Source organism: Corynebacterium afermentans subsp. lipophilum (genome assembly GCF_030408375.1).
In the GTDB taxonomy this organism is placed as follows: domain Bacteria; phylum Actinomycetota; class Actinomycetes; order Mycobacteriales; family Mycobacteriaceae; genus Corynebacterium; species Corynebacterium lipophilum.
This window is the reverse complement of record NZ_CP046530.1, coordinates 1,598,146-1,614,635: the sequence shown is the minus strand read 5'-3', so window position 1 is coordinate 1,614,635 and position 16,490 is coordinate 1,598,146. Positions and strand designations below refer to the sequence as shown.

The 16,490-nt window shown below is 66.5% G+C and carries 13 protein-coding genes; 2 read left to right on the top strand and 11 right to left on the bottom strand.

Annotation, left to right across the window (positions count from 1 at the left end):
• Nucleotides 1-56 precede the first annotated feature (56 nt).
• Nucleotides 57-1,523: a type I glutamate--ammonia ligase gene (glnA, locus tag CAFEL_RS07695; protein WP_228496184.1), complete on the bottom strand. Its 1,467-nt coding sequence runs from the start codon at nucleotides 1,521-1,523 to the stop codon at nucleotides 57-59.
• 44 nt (nucleotides 1,524-1,567) lie between these two features.
• Between glnA and CAFEL_RS07690 the strand changes: the two genes are divergently transcribed.
• Nucleotides 1,568-2,044 carry an RDD family protein gene (locus CAFEL_RS07690; protein WP_194559593.1) on the top strand — a complete coding sequence of 159 codons (477 nt, stop codon included), beginning with the start codon at nucleotides 1,568-1,570 and terminating at the stop codon, nucleotides 2,042-2,044.
• Here the strand turns inward: CAFEL_RS07690 and CAFEL_RS07685 are convergent.
• The 9 genes from CAFEL_RS07685 to sucB all read right to left on the bottom strand — a co-directional run bounded on the left by CAFEL_RS07685 (nucleotide 2,041) and on the right by sucB (nucleotide 14,311).
• A complete protein-coding gene (locus CAFEL_RS07685; protein WP_194559592.1) occupies nucleotides 2,041-3,330 on the bottom strand; it encodes a threonine/serine exporter family protein in 1,290 nt (429 codons plus the stop codon). The two genes, CAFEL_RS07690 and CAFEL_RS07685, sit on opposite strands and share 4 nt — an antisense overlap.
• Complete coding sequence (locus tag CAFEL_RS07680) at nucleotides 3,327-4,118, bottom strand: DUF4191 domain-containing protein (protein ID WP_194559591.1); 792 nt, start codon at nucleotides 4,116-4,118, stop codon at nucleotides 3,327-3,329. The genes CAFEL_RS07685 and CAFEL_RS07680 overlap by 4 nt, the downstream gene beginning before the upstream one ends.
• Before the next feature lie 42 nt (nucleotides 4,119-4,160).
• The gene (lipA, locus tag CAFEL_RS07675) at nucleotides 4,161-5,204 is read right to left on the bottom strand and encodes a lipoyl synthase (RefSeq protein WP_194559590.1); all 1,044 of its coding nucleotides are present in this window, start codon (nucleotides 5,202-5,204) and stop codon (nucleotides 4,161-4,163) included.
• A 5-nt stretch (nucleotides 5,205-5,209) separates the two neighbouring features.
• Entirely contained in the window at nucleotides 5,210-5,995 is a 786-nt protein-coding gene (gene lipB / locus CAFEL_RS07670; RefSeq protein WP_194559589.1) for a lipoyl(octanoyl) transferase LipB, read from the bottom strand.
• A 28-nt stretch (nucleotides 5,996-6,023) separates the two neighbouring features.
• Entirely contained in the window at nucleotides 6,024-6,410 is a 387-nt protein-coding gene (gcvH, locus tag CAFEL_RS07665) for a glycine cleavage system protein GcvH (RefSeq protein WP_194559588.1), read from the bottom strand.
• 2 nt (nucleotides 6,411-6,412) lie between these two features.
• Nucleotides 6,413-7,486 carry a glycine cleavage system aminomethyltransferase GcvT gene (gcvT, locus tag CAFEL_RS07660; protein ID WP_194559587.1) on the bottom strand — a complete coding sequence of 358 codons (1,074 nt, stop codon included), beginning with the start codon at nucleotides 7,484-7,486 and terminating at the stop codon, nucleotides 6,413-6,415.
• Between the two features lie 12 nt (nucleotides 7,487-7,498).
• Nucleotides 7,499-10,312, bottom strand: a complete 2,814-nt coding sequence (gcvP, locus tag CAFEL_RS07655) for an aminomethyl-transferring glycine dehydrogenase (protein WP_194559586.1) — start codon at nucleotides 10,310-10,312, stop codon at nucleotides 7,499-7,501.
• A gap of 75 nt (nucleotides 10,313-10,387) precedes the next feature.
• Nucleotides 10,388-12,073, bottom strand: a complete 1,686-nt coding sequence (locus CAFEL_RS07650) for a dihydroxyacetone kinase family protein (protein WP_194559585.1) — start codon at nucleotides 12,071-12,073, stop codon at nucleotides 10,388-10,390.
• A 72-nt stretch (nucleotides 12,074-12,145) separates the two neighbouring features.
• Nucleotides 12,146-14,311, bottom strand: a complete 2,166-nt coding sequence (gene sucB / locus CAFEL_RS07645; RefSeq protein WP_194559584.1) for a 2-oxoglutarate dehydrogenase, E2 component, dihydrolipoamide succinyltransferase — start codon at nucleotides 14,309-14,311, stop codon at nucleotides 12,146-12,148.
• A 122-nt stretch (nucleotides 14,312-14,433) separates the two neighbouring features.
• On the opposite strand from sucB, the gene CAFEL_RS07640 reads away from it, so the two are divergent.
• Entirely contained in the window at nucleotides 14,434-14,841 is a 408-nt protein-coding gene (locus CAFEL_RS07640; RefSeq protein ID WP_194559848.1) for an oxidoreductase, read from the top strand.
• 100 nt (nucleotides 14,842-14,941) lie between these two features.
• Here CAFEL_RS07640 and CAFEL_RS07635 read toward each other — a convergent pair whose 3' ends face one another.
• Complete coding sequence (locus CAFEL_RS07635) at nucleotides 14,942-16,429, bottom strand: leucyl aminopeptidase (RefSeq protein WP_194559583.1); 1,488 nt, start codon at nucleotides 16,427-16,429, stop codon at nucleotides 14,942-14,944.
• Between the last annotated feature and the right edge of the window lie 61 nt (nucleotides 16,430-16,490).

Genomic DNA, 16,490 nt, shown 5'->3' with positions numbered 1-16,490 from the left:
GGGGCACCCCCGCAAGGAAGTTCGGCCTGCCTTAGTGCAGGTCAGGCTATGCAAACCTAGCAGTCGAAGTACATCTCGAACTCCTGCGGGGTAGGACGCAGGCGCACCGGGGTGATCTCGTTGTCGTACTTGAGCTTGATGTAGGTCTCGATGAGGTCCTCGGTGAACACGTCGCCTTCGGTGAGGAAGTCGTGGTCCTCCTCCAGGGCCTTCAGCGCGGCCTCCAGCGAGGTCGGTGCCTGCGGGATGTCCTTGGCTTCCTCCGGCGGCAGCTCGTAGAGGTCCTTGTCCACCGGGGCGTGCGGCTCGATGCGGTTTTTGATGCCGTCGATGCCCGCCATGAGCATCGCCGCGAAACCGAGGTACGGGTTGCCCGACGGGTCCGGTGCGCGGAACTCGATGCGCTTGGCCTTCGGGTTCGCGCCGGTGATCGGGATGCGGATCGCGGCGGAGCGGTTGCGCTGGGAGTACACCAGGTTGATCGGCGCCTCGAAGCCCGGCACGAGGCGGTGGTAGGAGTTCAGCGTCGGGTTGGTAAACGCCAGCACCGCGCCGGCGTGCTCGAGCAGGCCGCCGATGTACCAGCGGGCGATGTCGGACAGGCCGCCGTAGCCGGACTCGTCGTAGAACAGCGGCTCGCCGTCCTTCCACAGCGACTGGTGGGCGTGCATGCCGGAGCCGTTGTCGCCGGCGAGCGGCTTGGGCATGAATGTGACGGTCTTGTCGTACAGCGTGGCGGTGTTTTTGATGATGTACTTGAAGTCCTGCAGGTCGTCGGCCGCGTGCAGCAGGGTGTTGAAGCGGTAGTTGATTTCCTGCTGGCCGCCGTTGCCCACCTCGCGGTGGAAGCGCTCGATGTCGAAGCCGGCGGTGGCGAGGTTGCGCACCATCGCGTCGCGCACCGCGACGGTCTTGTCGTGCGGGGCGACGGGGAAGTAGCCGCCCTTCCAGCGGTTCTTGTAGCCGAGGTTCGGCGAGCCGTCGGCTTCGACTTCGTTGCCGCGGTTCCACCAGCCTTCTTCGGCGTCGATTTCGTAGAACGCGGAGTGGCCCTCCACCTCGTAGCGGATGGAGTCGAACAGGTAGAACTCCGCTTCGGCGCCGATAGAGCAGGTGTCGGCGATGCCAGTGGAGCGCAGGTATTCCTCCGCCTTCTTGGCCACGTTGCGCGGGTCGCGGGAGAACGGCTCGTGGGTGAACGGGTCGTTGACGAAGAACTTCACGTTCAGGGTCTTGGAGCCGCGGAATTGGTCGAGCTTGGCGGTGGCGAGGTCCGGCATGAGGGTCATGTCGGATTCTTCGATGGTGGTGAAGCCGCGGATGGAGGAGCCGTCGAAGGCGAGGCCTTCTTCCATCACGTCTTCGTCGAACATCGATGCCGGGATGGAGAAGTGGTGCTCGATGCCGGGCACGTCGGTGAAGCGCACGTCGACGAATTCCACCTCCTCGTCAGCGATGAATTTTTTGACATCTTCGATGTTGTCGAAGGACACGGGTGGTACTCCTCGTTGTGTGTCGGACATAACGGTTTCAAGTCTACGCGCGCGTGACACTACGCTCGGAAGGCATGGCTGCTTCTCGACGACAAAACTGGCACGACGGCCCCGAAATCCCGAACCAATTCTCCGGCAAGGACACCTTGCCTGAGTACCCGGGGCAGTTTTTAGGGATGCCGAAGGAGGGGACGGGCTCGCAGGCGTCGGTGCTGCGCCGTATGGGCGGGGTGTTCATCGACTGGGCGTTGTGCGCGGTGGCTGCGTCGCTGATCACGGCGAACACGTCGGCGCTGGGGGACCGTTACACCGCGACGTACCTGCTGTGGATCGTTTTGGGCATCGTGTGCGGCTGGTTGTTCTCCCGCACGCCGGGCATGGCGGCGCTGGGCATGGGTGTGGCGCGCGTGGACAAGGAGGCCCCGGTGGGGCTGTGGCGCGCGGCCGTGCGCACAATCCTCACCGGTTTTGTGCTGCCGGCGGCGCTTGTGGACGCCGACGGGCGCGGCATGCACGACCGCGCGACCACCACGACGGTCATCCGCACCTAGTTGTTGATGGGGCGTTCCTCGCCGACGAGTTCGTGGTCGAAGTCGATGTAGCGGTACATCGCCCAGTTCGGGTCGGTGAGCATGCGCGCCACGGCGAGCCCGCCGGCGATGAACAGCACCACGAACGACACCTCGGTGAACTTCGACAGCGCGTTGAGGATGTCGCCGTCGGCGAAGTTGTGCACTGCGGCGTAGATGACGGGGCCGGGGATCATCACCACCGCCGCCGGGATGGTCACGGTGGTGCGGGGCACCTTCGCCACCCGGCCCAAAAGCCCGCCGGCGACGCCGATGATCAGGGCGGCGACGAAGGCGGCCAGATACGAGCGCACCCCATCCGCAAGCAGGGCGAGCCGTGCGACGTTGGCCGCCATCCCGAGGGTGGCGGCGATGAGCGCCATGCGTCTCGACGAGTTGAACAGCAACGCAAAGCAGCCCACACTGACGAAGCTGGCGAGCGCCCCTGCGGCCATGAATTCCGCCGACCTCGGCACCGCCGCCGACGGCAGCTCCGGGGTGCCGGAGAGCATCGCGACCACGGAGACGGTCAGCATGATCACCACGATGATCTCGAGGGCGAAAAACAGCCTCGGGATCCCGGCGGTGAAGTCGAAGCGGGCGAGGTCCACAAACGAGGTGAACAGCGGGAAGCCGGGGATGAGAAACAGCACCGCGGCGATGAAACCGGGGGAGGCCACGCTCGCAAGCGGCAAAACCCGGTCAAGCAGCAAGAACGCTGACGATGCCACAAACGACGCAGCCATCGTAATGCCGATGAGGTTGAAGTGCGCCTTGTGCAAAAACGCCCGCACCAGCTGGCCCAGCATCGCCGCGACGCACACCAGCGCGGCGGTGGCGAGCCCGAACTGGTTCAGTACTGCGAATCCGGCGCAGGCGAGTCCGGCGGCGAACGTCGATAGGCAAAGGCCCCAGCGTGGAGATGGGATGCGCTCGATCTCGTCGAGTACCGCATCGATGACCTCGGGCGTGCGGTAGCTCTGCAGAAGCGAGTGTGCCGCGGTCTCCAACGCCTCGATGCGCGAGGCGTTGACACCCGGCAGCGGCACGTCGGATACGGCGGTGCGGAACTGCTGGCCGCGGTGGAACGTGCAGCTGATGGTGTTGAAGCCGACGATGACGTCGGCGTCGTCGAAGCCCACCGAGCGCGCGCAGCGCTTCACCGCGCGGATCACGCGGTAGCCGGACGCGCCGGCGGACAACAACAAGACGCCGAAGCGAAGACAGGTGTTCGCTTCGGCGTCCATGCCGGGGTTGTGCTCGATCACTTTCCGCCCTTGCGCTCCTGCATGCGGCGCATCTTGCGGTTCATGCCCGCCATGTTCTGTGCCTGCTTCGGCAGGGGGCCGCCCGGCAGACCAGCGGCCTGGGCGCCGCGGCCGCGGGAATCCATCGCGTCAAGCTTCGCGGCGAGGCTGTACACCTCGTTCTTCTGGTAGTTCTTCGGCAACTTGAGCAGGTGCTTCTGCAGGTCGCGGTTGCGCACCTGGCCTTCGCCCTCGCCGGCGTAGACCTCGTAGACGGGCACGCCCGCAAGCAAGCGCTCCACGCGCTTGTGCTCCTTGCTCATCAGCGACTTAAGGCGGTTCGGGTTGCCTTCGCCGACGAGCACGACACCCGGGTTGCCCACCACGCGGTGCACGGTGTCCATATGGGTGTTGGCTTGTACGCCGGTTTTTGTCTGCCACACGATGCCCATCGTGTTGCGCATGTTCTCCAGCGTCCAGCCTGCGGCGCCGGGGGTGTCGCCGACCTCGTCGTACATGGACTTTTCCAGGCGGCGGGAGAAGATGAACATCGCCAGCACGGCACCCAGGATCAGGCCCATGATCAGCCAGAACCACTTCGCGCCCCACCACAGGCCGAGGAGGAAGAACAGCAGCCCGCCACCCAGCACGCAGGCGAGCATGATGGGGATGAGCGCCTTGTCGCGCTTGCGCTGGATGTCAAACGCCTGCTTGAGCTGCGAGCGGGTTGCTTTGCCCTTGGCGCGCTTCGCGGCGCGCTGTTCTTTCTTGGCGGCTTTCGCCGCTTCCTTGTCCTGCGTCTTAGCCATGGACATAACTGTATGCCACAGCTAAGACGCGGGCCAAAGACCCTAGCGGGTCTCCACTGGGTGGTCGGCAGATGCGCCGTACTTCTTCAGCAGGGTGGAGGCTTCTTGCGCAGTGTCGCCTTGCGACGTTTCCGCCAAGTGCTTCAGGTTCTCCGGCAGCTCGAGACCACGGTGCGCCATCGCCTCGACGTAGAGCTTGCCGGCGCGGTAGGAGGAGCGCACCAGCGGGCCGGACATGACGGCGCCGAAGCCCATTTCGTAGGCGGCGTCGCGGTACTCGATGAACTCTTCCGGCTTCACCCAGCGGTCGATCGGGTGGTAGGTCGGGCCGGGGCGCAGGTACTGGGTAATGGTGATGATGTCGCAGCCTGCGTCCACCAGGTCGTGCAGTGCCTCGAGGACTTCCTCGCGGGTCTCGCCCATGCCGAGGATCAGGTTGGACTTAGTGATCAGCCCGAAGTCGCGGGCCTGGCGGATGACGTCGAGGGAGCGCTCGTAGCGAAACGCCGGGCGGATGCGCTTGAAGATGCGCGGGACAGTCTCCACGTTGTGCGCGAAGACCTCGGGGCGGGCCTCGAAGACCTCCTGGAGCAGGTCCGGCTTGCCGGAGAAGTCCGGGGTGAGGTTTTCCACGCCGGTGTGCGGGTTGAGCTCGTGGATCTTGCGCACGACCTCGGCGTAGAGCCAGGCGCCCTCGTCGTCGAGGTCGTCGCGGGTGACACCGGTGATGGTGGAGTAGTTCAGCTCGAGGTTCTGCACCTCTTCTGCCACGCGGCGCGGCTCGTCGCGGTCCAGGGGGTCCGGGCGGCCGGAGGCGATGTCGCAGAAGTCGCAGCGGCGGGAGCAGCGGGACCCGCCGATGAGGAAGGTCGCCTCACGCGATTCCCAGCACTCGTGGATGTTGGGGCAGCCCGCCTCTTGGCACACGGTGTGCAGACCCGCGCCCTTGACCTTTTGTTTCATGTCCTCGTATTCGGGACCGGTCTTGACGGAGTTGCGGATCCACCGCGGCTTCTTCTCAATCGGTGTTTCGGAATTGCGCGCCTCAACGCGCAAGAGCTTGCGGCCTTCTGGTGCTACAGTCACGCCACTTACCGTACCTTCCGTGTCAAACCCTTCGAGGGGTCCGGTCGGGTGGCGAATGTGTGGTCCGCCACGACCAGTTCGCCGGACAGCGCCCGCTCCAGTTCGCGCACCATCGGCGCGGCCATATCGGCCGGGGTGATGTCGCGGCCGAGCTCGAGTGACAGGGTGGTCACGTCGGCGTCGTCGATGCCGCAGGCGACAATGTGCTCGTAGTGCTCGAGGGTGTTGTTGCAGTTCAAGGCGAGGCCGTGCATGGTCACGCCGCGGGTGATGCGGATGCCCAGGGCAGCAATTTTGCGCTCGCGTGTCGACGCCTCCGGGGCCACCGCCTTCGTCTCCTCCGGCACCCAGACCCCGGAGCGGCCGTCGACCCGGCCCGCCGTGGCCACGCCCGCGTCGCGCACGACCTGGATGAGCGCCTCCTCTAAGCGGCGCACGTAGTCGACCACGTCCACCGGCTCCGCGAGCTTGATAATCGGGTAGACCACCAGCTGGCCCTCGCCGTGCCAGGTGATGCGCCCGCCGCGGTCCACCGGCACCACGGGCACGGGGTAGGCGGGGTCGGGCATGTCTTCCGGCTGCGTGCGCTTGCCGGCGGTGAAGGTGGAGGGGTGCTGGAGGACCAGCACGGTGTCGGGCAGTTCGCCTTTGGCCCGTCGAGAAGCAATGTCTGCTTGGAGATCCCAGGCCTCCTGATAGTCCACGAGCCCCAGCTCGCGCACATCAATGGGCGCGGCTGAGGCTCGGATGGATTTGTCGGCGGGGAAAAACGGGTCGCGCGGGGCAGTCATGCCCTCCAACCCTAGTCCCCGGCGGGAACTACACGCCGTTGGAGGAGGCGTACTCGTCGGCGGTCATCAGCGGGCCGACTTCCTCGACCTCCACCTCGAAGAGCCAGCCTTCGCCGTACGGGTCGTTGTTGATGGCTTCGTAGGCGCCGTCGATGTCCTCGTTGACCGCGGTGACCGTGCCGGTGACCGGGGAGTACAGGTCGGAGACGGACTTGGTGGACTCGATCTCGCCGCAGGTCTCGCCGGCGGTGACGGTGTCGCCCACCTGCGGAAGCTCCGCGAAGACAACCTCGCCGAGGCGGTCAGCGGCGACGTGGGTGATGCCCACGCGCACGGTCTTGCCGGCGGCCTCGTCCGGGGTGGAGTTGATCCACTCGTGGTCCTCGGAGTAGTAGAAGTCCTGCTTCAGCTCCATGGTTATGCGTCCTTTCGGGAGTAAAACGGGGTCGGTGCAATAGTAAACGGGTAACGGCGTCCGCGGATGTCGATTTCCACTTCCGTGCCCTCTTCAGCATGCGCCGGGTCCAGGTGCGCGAGCGCAACCGGGTGGCCCAGCGTCGGCGACGGCTGGCCGGAGGTGACCACGCCGATGTTCTCGTCCGAGCCTGCGAGGAAGACCTCGGCGCCCTCGCGGGCGGCGCGGCGCTGCTCGGAGGTAAGGCCCGCGATGACCACGCTCGGCTCGCGGCCGGTTAGCGCGTCCTTGCCCACGAAGTCCGCCTCCTTTTTGGCAAAGGCGCGGCCCATGCCGGCCTCCACCGGGGTGATCTCGGCGGTCAGCTCGTGGCCGTAGAGCGGCATTGAGGCCTCCAGGCGCAGCGAGTCGCGCGCCGCCAGGCCGCACGGGGTGCCGGAGCCGATCACGGCGTCCCACACCTTCTGCGCGTCCTCGCGGGCGCAGAACAGCTCGAAGCCGTCCTCGCCGGTGTAGCCGGTGCGGGCGACGAACGTTTCTACGCCGTCGAGGGTCATCCACGCGCCGGAGTAGTAGGAAAGGGCGGAGGCGTCGTCGCTAAGCAAAGGTTCCAACACCTCGAGGGCACGCGGGCCCTGGACCGCAACCAGCGCGAACGCCTCGGAATTGTTGCTGAGCTGCACCTCGAAGTCGCCCTGGCGCGCCTCAAACGCCGCCCACACCGCGTTGGTGTTCGCGGCGTTGGGCACGACCATGAAGTGGTTCTTGCTGAAGCGGTAGGTGATCAGGTCGTCGATGATGCCGCCGTCCTCGGCGACGATCATGGAGTACTTCGCCTTGCCGTCCTTGAGCGCGGTGAAGTTGGAGATCAGCGCGTAGTCCAAAAACGCGGCGGCGTCGGGGCCCTGGATGGTGATCTCGCCCATGTGGGACAGGTCGAAGATGCCCACGTCGGTGCGTACCGCGCGGTGCTCCTCCAGCTCCGAGCCGTACTTCAGCGGCATCTCCCAGCCGCCGAAATCGGTGAAGCTCGAACCGAGCTTTTCGTGCGTGGCGTGCAGCGGGGTCTGTGGCATGTGTGTTCCTCCTTAGGATTCGGTTTCGGTGTCGAAGGCTTCCGGCGGCGGGCAGGAGCATTGGAAGTTGCGGTCGCCGAAGGCTTCGTCGATACGCCGCACCGGCGGGAAGTACTTCGCGTGCACCAGCGAATCCACCGGGTAGGCGGCCTTCTCGCGGGTGAACTCGTACGGCCACTCGGAGCGGATCACGCTCTCGGCGGTGTAGGGCGCGTTGTGCACGACGGAGTTTTCGTACTCTACTTCGCCGTCGATGATCTCCTGGATCTCCGCACGGATGGCGCGCATCGCCTCGACGAAGCGGTCCAGCTCGGCTACATCCTCGGACTCGGTCGGCTCCACCATCAGCGTGCCGGCGACCGGGAAGGCGAGGGTGGGTGCGTGGAAGCCGTAGTCGATCAGGCGCTTGGCCACATCCGCTGCGGTGACCCCGGAGGCGTCAGTGAGTTCGCGCAGGTCCAGGATGCACTCGTGGCCGACCAGGCCGTCGTTGCCGGTGTAGAGCACTGGGTAAGAATCGTTCAGCTCGCGCGCGATGTAGTTCGCGCCCAAAACGGCGTGCTCGGTGGCGCTGCGCAGTCCCGCGGCACCGGACATGGCGATGTACGACCAGGAAATCGGCAGCACACCAGCGGAGCCGTACAGGGTGGAGGTCACCGGCACGCCGCCCTCGCCGTCAGCTGCGGTCGGGTCGCCGGGCAGGAACGGGATCAGGTGCTCGCCCACGCCGATCGGGCCCACGCCTGGGCCGCCGCCGCCGTGCGGGATGGTGAACGTTTTGTGCAGATTCAGGTGGCTGACGTCGCCGCCGAAGTCGCCCGGGCGGGCGATGCCGGTCAAAGCGTTCATGTTCGCGCCGTCGATGTAGACCTGCCCGCCGGCCGCGTGCACCTTGTCGCAAACCACGCGCACGTCTTCCTCGTAGACGCCGTGGGTGGAGGGGTAGGTGAGCATGATCGCGGCCACGGAGTCGGCGTGCTTTTCCAGCTTCGCGTCCAGGTCCGCCAGGTCGATGGAGCCGTCGTCCGCGGTTTTCACCACCACGACGCGCAGGTTCGCCAGCGTCGCCGACGCCGCGTTCGTGCCGTGCGCGGAGGCCGGAATGAGGCAGATGTCGCGCTCGGCGTCGCCGTTGGCCACGTGGTACGCGCGGATGGCCAGCAGGCCGGCCAGCTCGCCGGTCGCGCCGGAGTTCGGCTGCACTGACACCTCGGCGTAGCCGGTGATTGCCACCAGCCAGGCGCGGATTTCGTCGATAAGCTCGCGCCAGCCTTCGGTGTACTCGTCGGGGGTGTAGGGGTGCACGTTGGCGAACCCCGGCCAGGTGATCGCCTCCAGGCCGGCGGTGGGGTTGAGTTTCATGGTGCACGAGCCCAGCGGGATCATCGTGCGGTCCAGCGCGAGGTCCTTGTCGCCGAGCGTGCGGATGTAGCGCATCATCTGCGTCTCGGAGTGGATGCGGTTGAACGTCTCGTGGGTGAGGAACTCGGTGGTGCGCTCGAGCGCCGCCGGGATGCGAGCGGCGCCCTCGGCGACGGAAGCGCCGAAGCCCGCCAGCAGCGCCTCGACGTCGGCGTCGGTGGTGTCCTCGCCGAAGGACACGCCGACGGTGGTCTCGTCGATTGCGCGGACCAGGTACCCAGCATCCGCCAGCTTTGCGACGACCTCCGGTGCCCCCGCAACCTCAACCGCCACCGTGTCGAAGAACTCGGCGTGCTTGACTGTTACGCCGGCGGCCTCAAGCGACGCCGCGAAGTCCGCGGCGCGCTGGTGCACGGCGTGCGCGATGTCCTTCAAGCCTTCAGGGCCGTGGTAGACGGCGTACATGGATGCGGTCACCGCCAAAAGCGCCTGGGCGGTGCAGATGTTGGAGGTGGCGCGCTCGCGGCGGATGTGCTGCTCGCGGGTCTGCAGGGCCAGGCGGTAGGCCGGGTAGCCCTCGGTGTCCTTGGACACGCCCACCAGGCGGCCCGGCATCTGGCGCTGCAGCTTCTCGCGCACCGCCATGTAGGCCGCGTGCGGGCCGCCGTAGAACAGCGGCACGCCGAAGCGCTGGGTGGTGCCGATTGCGATGTCCGCGCCGAACTCGCCGGGGGACTCAAGAAGCGTCAGAGCCAGGATGTCGGCGTCGACGGCGACCAGGCCGCCGCGCTCGTGGATCGCCTCAATCACCGGGCGCGGGTCCACGATGTCGCCCTCGGTGCCCGGGTAGGCGAAAACTGCACCGACGAGGTCCTCGCCGACCACGCCCTCAGCCAGGTTGGCCACCTCGACCTCCAGGTCGATCGCGCGGGCACGCTCGGAGGCGACCTTGATCACCTGCGGGTGCAGACGCGAATCCAGAAGTACCCGGCGGCCCTTCTTCACCACGCGGGACATCAGCCCGACTGCCTCGGCGGCGGCGGATGCTTCGTCGAGAAGCGATGCGTTCGCGATGTCCAGACCGGTGAGATCTTGCACCATGGTCTGGAAGTTCAGCAGCGCCTCGAGGCGGCCCTGCGAAATCTCGGCCTGGTACGGCGTGTAGGCCGTGTACCAGCCGGCGTCCTCCACCACGCCGCGGCGGATCACGGGCGGGGTCAGGGTGGAGGAGAACCCCTGACCGTAAAACGCGCGCAGCACAGTGTTCTTGTCAGCGAGTTCGCGCAGGCGGTCCTGGGCCTCGTATTCCGTCAACGCCTCCGGCAGGTCGAGCGGCTTGTCCGCCAGGATGCCGGAGGGCACCGCCGCGGTGATCAGCGCATCGATGGAATCGTAGCCCAGCGTATCCAGCATTTTCTGCTGTTCTGCCGGGTCTGGGCCGATATGACGGGAGATGTAATCCAAAAGAGGGCTCCTTGAAAAATCGGGTCGTACAACCACGCGACAGCTTAGCTGTTTCTCAGCTGCCGAAAGCCCGTTTTAGAACTCGTCCACACCCGCTTCACCGAACAGCCACGTCACCGCGATCGCACCCGGATCCGGCACGTGTTTCGCGCTCTCGCCGAGATACGACGCGCGGCCCTTTGTCGCCTGCATGCCGCGGGTCGCCTTCGCACCTTCGACCGCCGGGGCGAAGACCTGTGCGAGCACCTCGTCGACGCTGCCGGAGGCGTCCTTCGCGGCGCGTGCGGCGGGGGCGAGGGCGTCGACGAGCGTGTTGTCGCCCTCCTTCGCGCCGCCGAGCTGCGTGATGGCGTCCACCCCGCGCTCAAGCCCCTCCGCGAGCGCCTTGGCGAATGCGCTGCCGTCCGCGTCGCGCGAATCCACGCCCTCGAACGCGTCGGCCATCTGGCGGAAGAAGGTGCCCAGCACCGCACCCGAGGTGCCGCCGGCGCGCACCAGCATGCGGTGGGCGAAAAAGTTCAACACGTCCGCGTCCGCGCCGCGCACAGGCGTGTCGACGTCACCAAAGGCCGCCTCCATATTCTGGCCGAAGTCGCCGTCGCCGGCCTCGCGGTCCAGGGCAGTCAGGTCGTCGTAGCTGGCGCCCAGGCGCTCGACAAAGCGCGTCAGCCACGCGTTCTCCTCGCCGCTGTCCGGCTGGGTCTCGTTGTCCACCAGGATCGCCTCGGCATACTCCGGGTTGTTGACGGTGCCGGGCCAGGCGGGGGCGGCGGTAGAGGCGTCGATAAGCTCGATGAGCTCGTCGTCGAGCACGGTGAGCGTGAGCGAGATGCCCGCCATGTTCAGCGAGGTCACCAGCGTGCCGCGCATGCCGCGGCGCACCTTCAGCCCGCGGTCCGTCAGCCGCTTGAGCGCCTCGCCGAAGATCAAGTCCTGCTCCAGCTGGCTCGTGCCGCCGAGACCGTTGACGAAGAGCATCACCTCGCCGCTGGGGTTGCCGAGTGATGAGAGGATGCCGTCCAGCAGCTCTTCCACGAGAGCCGCCGCGGTGGGCTGCGCGCCGGCGATGTCGCGGCGCTCCACGCCCGGCTCGCCGTGGATGCCCACGCCGATTTCGATCTGGCCGTCCGCCAAGTCGAACGTGGCGCGGTCCGAGGTCGGGGAGTGGCCTGGCTGCAGCGCCACCGCCATGCTGCGGGACTGATCCGCCGCGCGCTGGGCTACCTCCGCCACCGCCTGCAGGTCGTCGCCGCGCGCGGCGGCCGCGCCGGCGATCTTCTCCACAATCACCGTCGCTCCGGTGCCGCGGCGGCCCGGCGAATCATCGTTGTCGATCTCTGTTGCAACGTCGTCGTCCACCAGCACCTGCGCCACCTCGACGTCGGCGTGGTTGGCCGCCACGGTGAAGTTCATCACGTCGCCGGTGTAGTTCTTCACCACGTGCACCACGCCTTTGCCGCGGTCCGCCCACTCGGTGGCAGCGCCGATCTGCACCGCGTTGGGGGAGGTGAACAACAGGCCCGGGCAGGCCGCATCCAGCATGCCGGAGCCGATGAAGCCGGCGTGCATCGGCTCGTGGCCGGACCCGCCGCCGGAGATGACGGCTACTCGTTGTTCGCCTTTGGTGGCGTCGTCAAGCAAAAGCCCCACGAAGCCCTCGTCGTGCCACTGCGCGCACGGGTGCGCGGCGACAAGGCCGCCGAGGGCCTCCCGCATGAAGTGGTCGGTGGCGTTACGAAATGATTTGAACGTGTCAGGCATACCACCACTGTATGCCAAAAAACGACGAAACCCGGCACCGAAAAACGGTGCCGGGTTCAGCGCGTTCAGGGGTTAGATGTCGAGGTCAGCCTCGAAATCGCCCTCCTCGATGCGGTCCTTGATAGTGGTGACGAAACGGCCCGCGTCCGCACCGTCGATCAGCTGGTGATCGTAGGTGAACGGCAGGTAGCACATCTGGCGGATCGCGATGGAGTCGATGCCGTCCTCGGTCACGATGACCGGGCGCTTCTCAATCGCGGCGGTGCCCAGGATGCCGGCCTGCGGCGGGGTCAGCACCGGGGTGTCCAGCAGCGCGCCCTCGGAACCGATGTTGGTCACGGTGAAGGTAGCACCGGACAGGTCGTCCGGACGCAGCTTCTTGTCGCGTGCGCGGGACGCCAGGTCGGTGATCGCCTTCGCGATTTCGGCCAGGTTCATGTCCTGCGCCTTCTTGATCACCGGAACCAGCAGACCCATCGGGGTATCCACGGCGATGCCGATGTTGACGTCGGAGTGGTAGGTGATCTCCTTCGCGTCAGCGTCGTAAGAAGCGTTGACGTTCGGGTGGGAGACCAGCGCCTCGGCCGTGGCCTTGATGAAGAAGGCGAGGTAGGTGATGTTTGCGCCATGCTTCTCGACGAATGCCGGCTTGACCTTCTTGCGCAGCTCCGCAACGCGGGTCACGTCGACTTCCTGCACATGGGTCAGCTGCGCGGTGGTCTGCAGGGACTCCACCATCTTCGCTGCGGTGATCTCGCGGATGCGGTTCACACGCTGGGTGGTGCCGATGAGCTCCGCCTTCGCCGGATCCACAGACTTGGTGGACCAGTTGGCGCGCTCGCCCTTCGGTGCCGCCTTCTCGTCGCCCTTCGTCGCAGACGAGGAAGCGGATGTGCCCTCGGGCTTGCTGCCTTCGGCAGCCGCCAGGACGTCCTGCTTGCGGATGCGACCGCCGACACCAGTGCCCTCAACCGAGTTCAGGTCAACGCCGTGCTTGTCGGCGAGCTTGCGCACCAGCGGGGTGACGTACGGGACGTTGTCGCCGTTGTTCACCTTCGCGGAAGCGTTCTTGGACTCGGCCTTCTCAGTCTTCTCAGCCTTCGGCTCTTCCTTCTTCGGCTCCGGCTTCTTCTCTTCCTTCGGTTCCGGCTTCTCTTCAGCCTTCTCCTCGGCCGGCTCCTCAGCCTCTTCAGGCTCGTCGGTGTCGTCGGCCTCCGCAGCAGCCTCAGCGTCGCCGATGATCACGATGACATCGCCGACCTCGACGGTGTCGTCCTCCTCGGCGAGGATCTCCAGGATGGTGCCCTCAACCGGGGACGGGATCTCGGTGTCGACCTTGTCGGTGGAGACCTCGAGCAGCGGCTCGTCGACCTCGACCATGTCGCCGACTTCCTTCAGCCAGGTGGTGATGGTGCCCTCGGTGACGGACTCGCCGAGCTCCGGCATCTCCACCTTGGTGCCCTCACCGGAGCCCTTCTTGTTCTTCGGGGAGGACTTCTTCTCGTCCTTCTTCGGGGCGTCCTCCGGGTTGTCGCCCTCGCCCTCGGCCGAGTTGTCCTCTTCGACCTTCTCGTCCTCGTCTGCGACGTTCTCCTCGGCAGCGCCGTCGTCCTCATCCTCGTCATCGGAGGAGCCGGCGGCATCAGCGTCGCCGACGCGGGCGATGACATCGCCGACCTCGACGGTGTCGTCCTCCTCAGCCAGGATCTCGATCAGGGTGCCCGCGACCGGGGACGGGATCTCGGTGTCGACCTTGTCGGTGGAGACCTCGAGCAGCGGCTCGTCGACCTCGACCTCGTCGCCGACTTCCTTCAGCCAGGTGGTGATGGTGCCCTCGGTGACGGACTCGCCCAGCTCCGGCATCTCCACGTCGGTGGCGTCGCCGGAGGCCTTCTTGGCGGGCTTTTCTTCCTTCTTCGGCGCCTCAGCCTTCTCCTCGGCCGGCTCCTCAGCCTCTTCCTTGTCTTCCTTCTTGTCGGAGGAGGAGTCTGCTTCCTCGCCCTCCTCGCCGATGACGGCGATCACGTCGCCGATCTCAACGGTGTCGTCCTCCTCGGCCTTGATCTCCAGGATCACGCCTGCGACCGGGGACGGGATCTCGGTGTCGACCTTGTCGGTGGAGACCTCGAGCAGCGGCTCGTCCACCTCGACCGTGTCGCCGACTTCCTTCAGCCACGTGGTGATCGTGCCTTCGGTGACCGATTCGCCCAGCTCGGGCATCTCAACTGAGTGCGCCATTTCTTAAGTCTCCTCATTGAAACGTTGGAAGCTATACAGGCACAAAGCGTACCTGTAACACGCCCCGCACGTTGCCCAAGGGGTGACCTTTCCTGCCCGAGGTGCACCGTATGATGTGGGACGTGTTCAACCTGTTCGGCAAAGGCAAGAAGTCCACGACGTTTAAACCGCCCCGCGCGCCGGGGGAGACGATCCGTCCGGACGATGCGCAGTACCTGCGCGACTGGGTCACCGGCCGTGCGTACGTCGAGGGCTTTGTCGAGCCGGAAACGATGGTCAACGAGATGTCCGTCGTCCTCGTGGACGAGAAAGGCAACTACACCCGCCGCCGCATCGGCGGGCCCAAGGGCATCGACCAGGTGGCCGACATGCTGGGCATCATGCTCTACGACGTCGAGGAGACCGGCTACCCCGACCGCATGCGCCGTAAAATCGAGCAGGAGCGCATCCTGCGCAAGCGCGAGGAACAAAGGCAGCGCCGCGCCCGGTTCGAGCGCGGCGAGAATCCCTACGGCGACCCCAGCAGGTAAACGAAACTCGCAAAATCTGACAAAAGCCCCGAACTAGCAGATCTTCACCTGCAGGTCAGGGGCTTATTGCCGGGCGCGCATGTCAACTTTTGCGAGAGCGCTATTGCTTATCGACGAGGCGCGACAACGTCTCCACAATCGTCCGCACAGGCGCGCCAGTGGCACGCTTCGGGGTGTATCCGTAGGGAGCGACGCCGTTCCAGGCGGGGCCGGCGATGTCGATGTGCGCCCACTCGATGTCTTCCGGCACGAAGCGGGACAGGTACAGGCCCGCGAACAACATGCCGCCGGTACGCGCGTTGTGGGTGTTGCGGATGTCGGCGATGGGGGACTTCAGTTCGTCCTCCTGCTCCTCCAGCAGCGGCATGGCCCAGGCCTGCTCGCCCACGCCACGGCCGGTCTCGGCGATGAGGTCGCGCAACTTATCGGAGCCCATCACGCCTGCGGTGCGGTTGCCCAGCGCCACCAGCTGCGCGCCGGTGAGCGTCGCCGTTTCGATGAGGTAGGCGGGGGCGTCCTCGCAGGCACGGGCGACGGCGTCGGCAAGCACGAGGCGTCCCTCGGCGTCGGTGTTGATGACCTCGCTGGTGATGCCGCCATAGTGGGTGATCACATCACCCGGGCGGGTGGCGGTGCCGGACGGCATGTTCTCCGCCAGGGGCAGCCAGGCGTCGACGCGCACCGGCAGCTCCAGGCGCGCGGCCGCGGCGATGACGGCGAGCTGTGCTGCGGAGCCGCCCATATCCGAGATCATGTCCTCCATGCCGGAGCCGGGCTTGAGCGAGATGCCGCCGGTGTCGAAAGTGATGCCCTTGCCAACCAGCGCGACCTTCGTCGATGCATCTGACGGTGCCCAGGTCAGGTGCACCAGGCGCGGCGCGCGCGAGGATCCGCGGCCCACGGACAGGATGCCGCCGAAGCCCTGCTCTTCCAGCGCGGTGTCGTCCAGCACCTCGATGTCCAGGCCGGCCGTCGAGGCGACCTCGCCCATGACGCCGGCGTAGGACTCCGGGTAGAGGTAGTTCGCAGGGGTGTTGACCAGGTCGCGCGCCAGGTTCACGGACTCGGCGACAATCACCGCGGCGTTGTACTCGGCCTCGTCGGCGCGGACGACGGTGACCTCGGTGGTCTGCGGCGTCTCGGCATCGGAGTTCTCGTCGTTATCGACCTCGGTCTGGGACTTCAGACCGGTGTAGGTGTAGCCGCCCAGCAGCAGGCCCTCTACCACGGGGGCGACGCCGAACTCGGCGGAGATGGCGGCGCGCTCCACGTCGTTCAAGGTGCGAGCGGCCGCGCCCACGCCGCGGCGGACAGCTTCGTCGTCGATCTCGGAGGCGTCGCCGAGGCCGAATGCGGTGACCACGTGGTCGTCGATAAGCAGACGCGTCACCTCGCCCTCGGTGCCCTTGGCACCGACCGCAACCAGCGCCTCCAGCAGGCCCTTCGGGGCGAGAGCGGTGACGGGAACCTCGATGCCATCCTCGCCGTGAGCGACGGGGATGAGCAGCGCCGCGCCGGACGGGGCGCTTTCGCCGAGGGTTGTGCGCACCGTGGTGCCGCGGGCGGGGAGGCTGATGTCGAAGGCCATGGATGTCCTTTCGTTGTGCGGGCAATTACACCCTGTGAGCGTACTGAAATAGGGAGTACCC

Coding starts and splice junctions, on each gene's coding strand:
- gcvH (WP_194559588.1), bottom strand. CDS start 6,410: ATGGAGCTGAAGCAGGACTTCTACTACTCCGAGGACCACGAGTGGATC.
- gcvT (WP_194559587.1), bottom strand. CDS start 7,486: ATGCCACAGACCCCGCTGCACGCCACGCACGAAAAGCTCGGTTCGAGC.
- sucB (WP_194559584.1), bottom strand. CDS start 14,311: ATGGCGCACTCAGTTGAGATGCCCGAGCTGGGCGAATCGGTCACCGAA.
- CAFEL_RS07635 (WP_194559583.1), bottom strand. CDS start 16,429: ATGGCCTTCGACATCAGCCTCCCCGCCCGCGGCACCACGGTGCGCACA.
- CAFEL_RS07680 (WP_194559591.1), bottom strand. CDS start 4,118: ATGGCTAAGACGCAGGACAAGGAAGCGGCGAAAGCCGCCAAGAAAGAA.
- glnA (WP_228496184.1), bottom strand. CDS start 1,523: ATGTCCGACACACAACGAGGAGTACCACCCGTGTCCTTCGACAACATC.
- CAFEL_RS07690 (WP_194559593.1), top strand. CDS start 1,568: ATGGCTGCTTCTCGACGACAAAACTGGCACGACGGCCCCGAAATCCCG.
- CAFEL_RS07650 (WP_194559585.1), bottom strand. CDS start 12,073: ATGCCTGACACGTTCAAATCATTTCGTAACGCCACCGACCACTTCATG.
- lipB (WP_194559589.1), bottom strand. CDS start 5,995: ATGACTGCCCCGCGCGACCCGTTTTTCCCCGCCGACAAATCCATCCGA.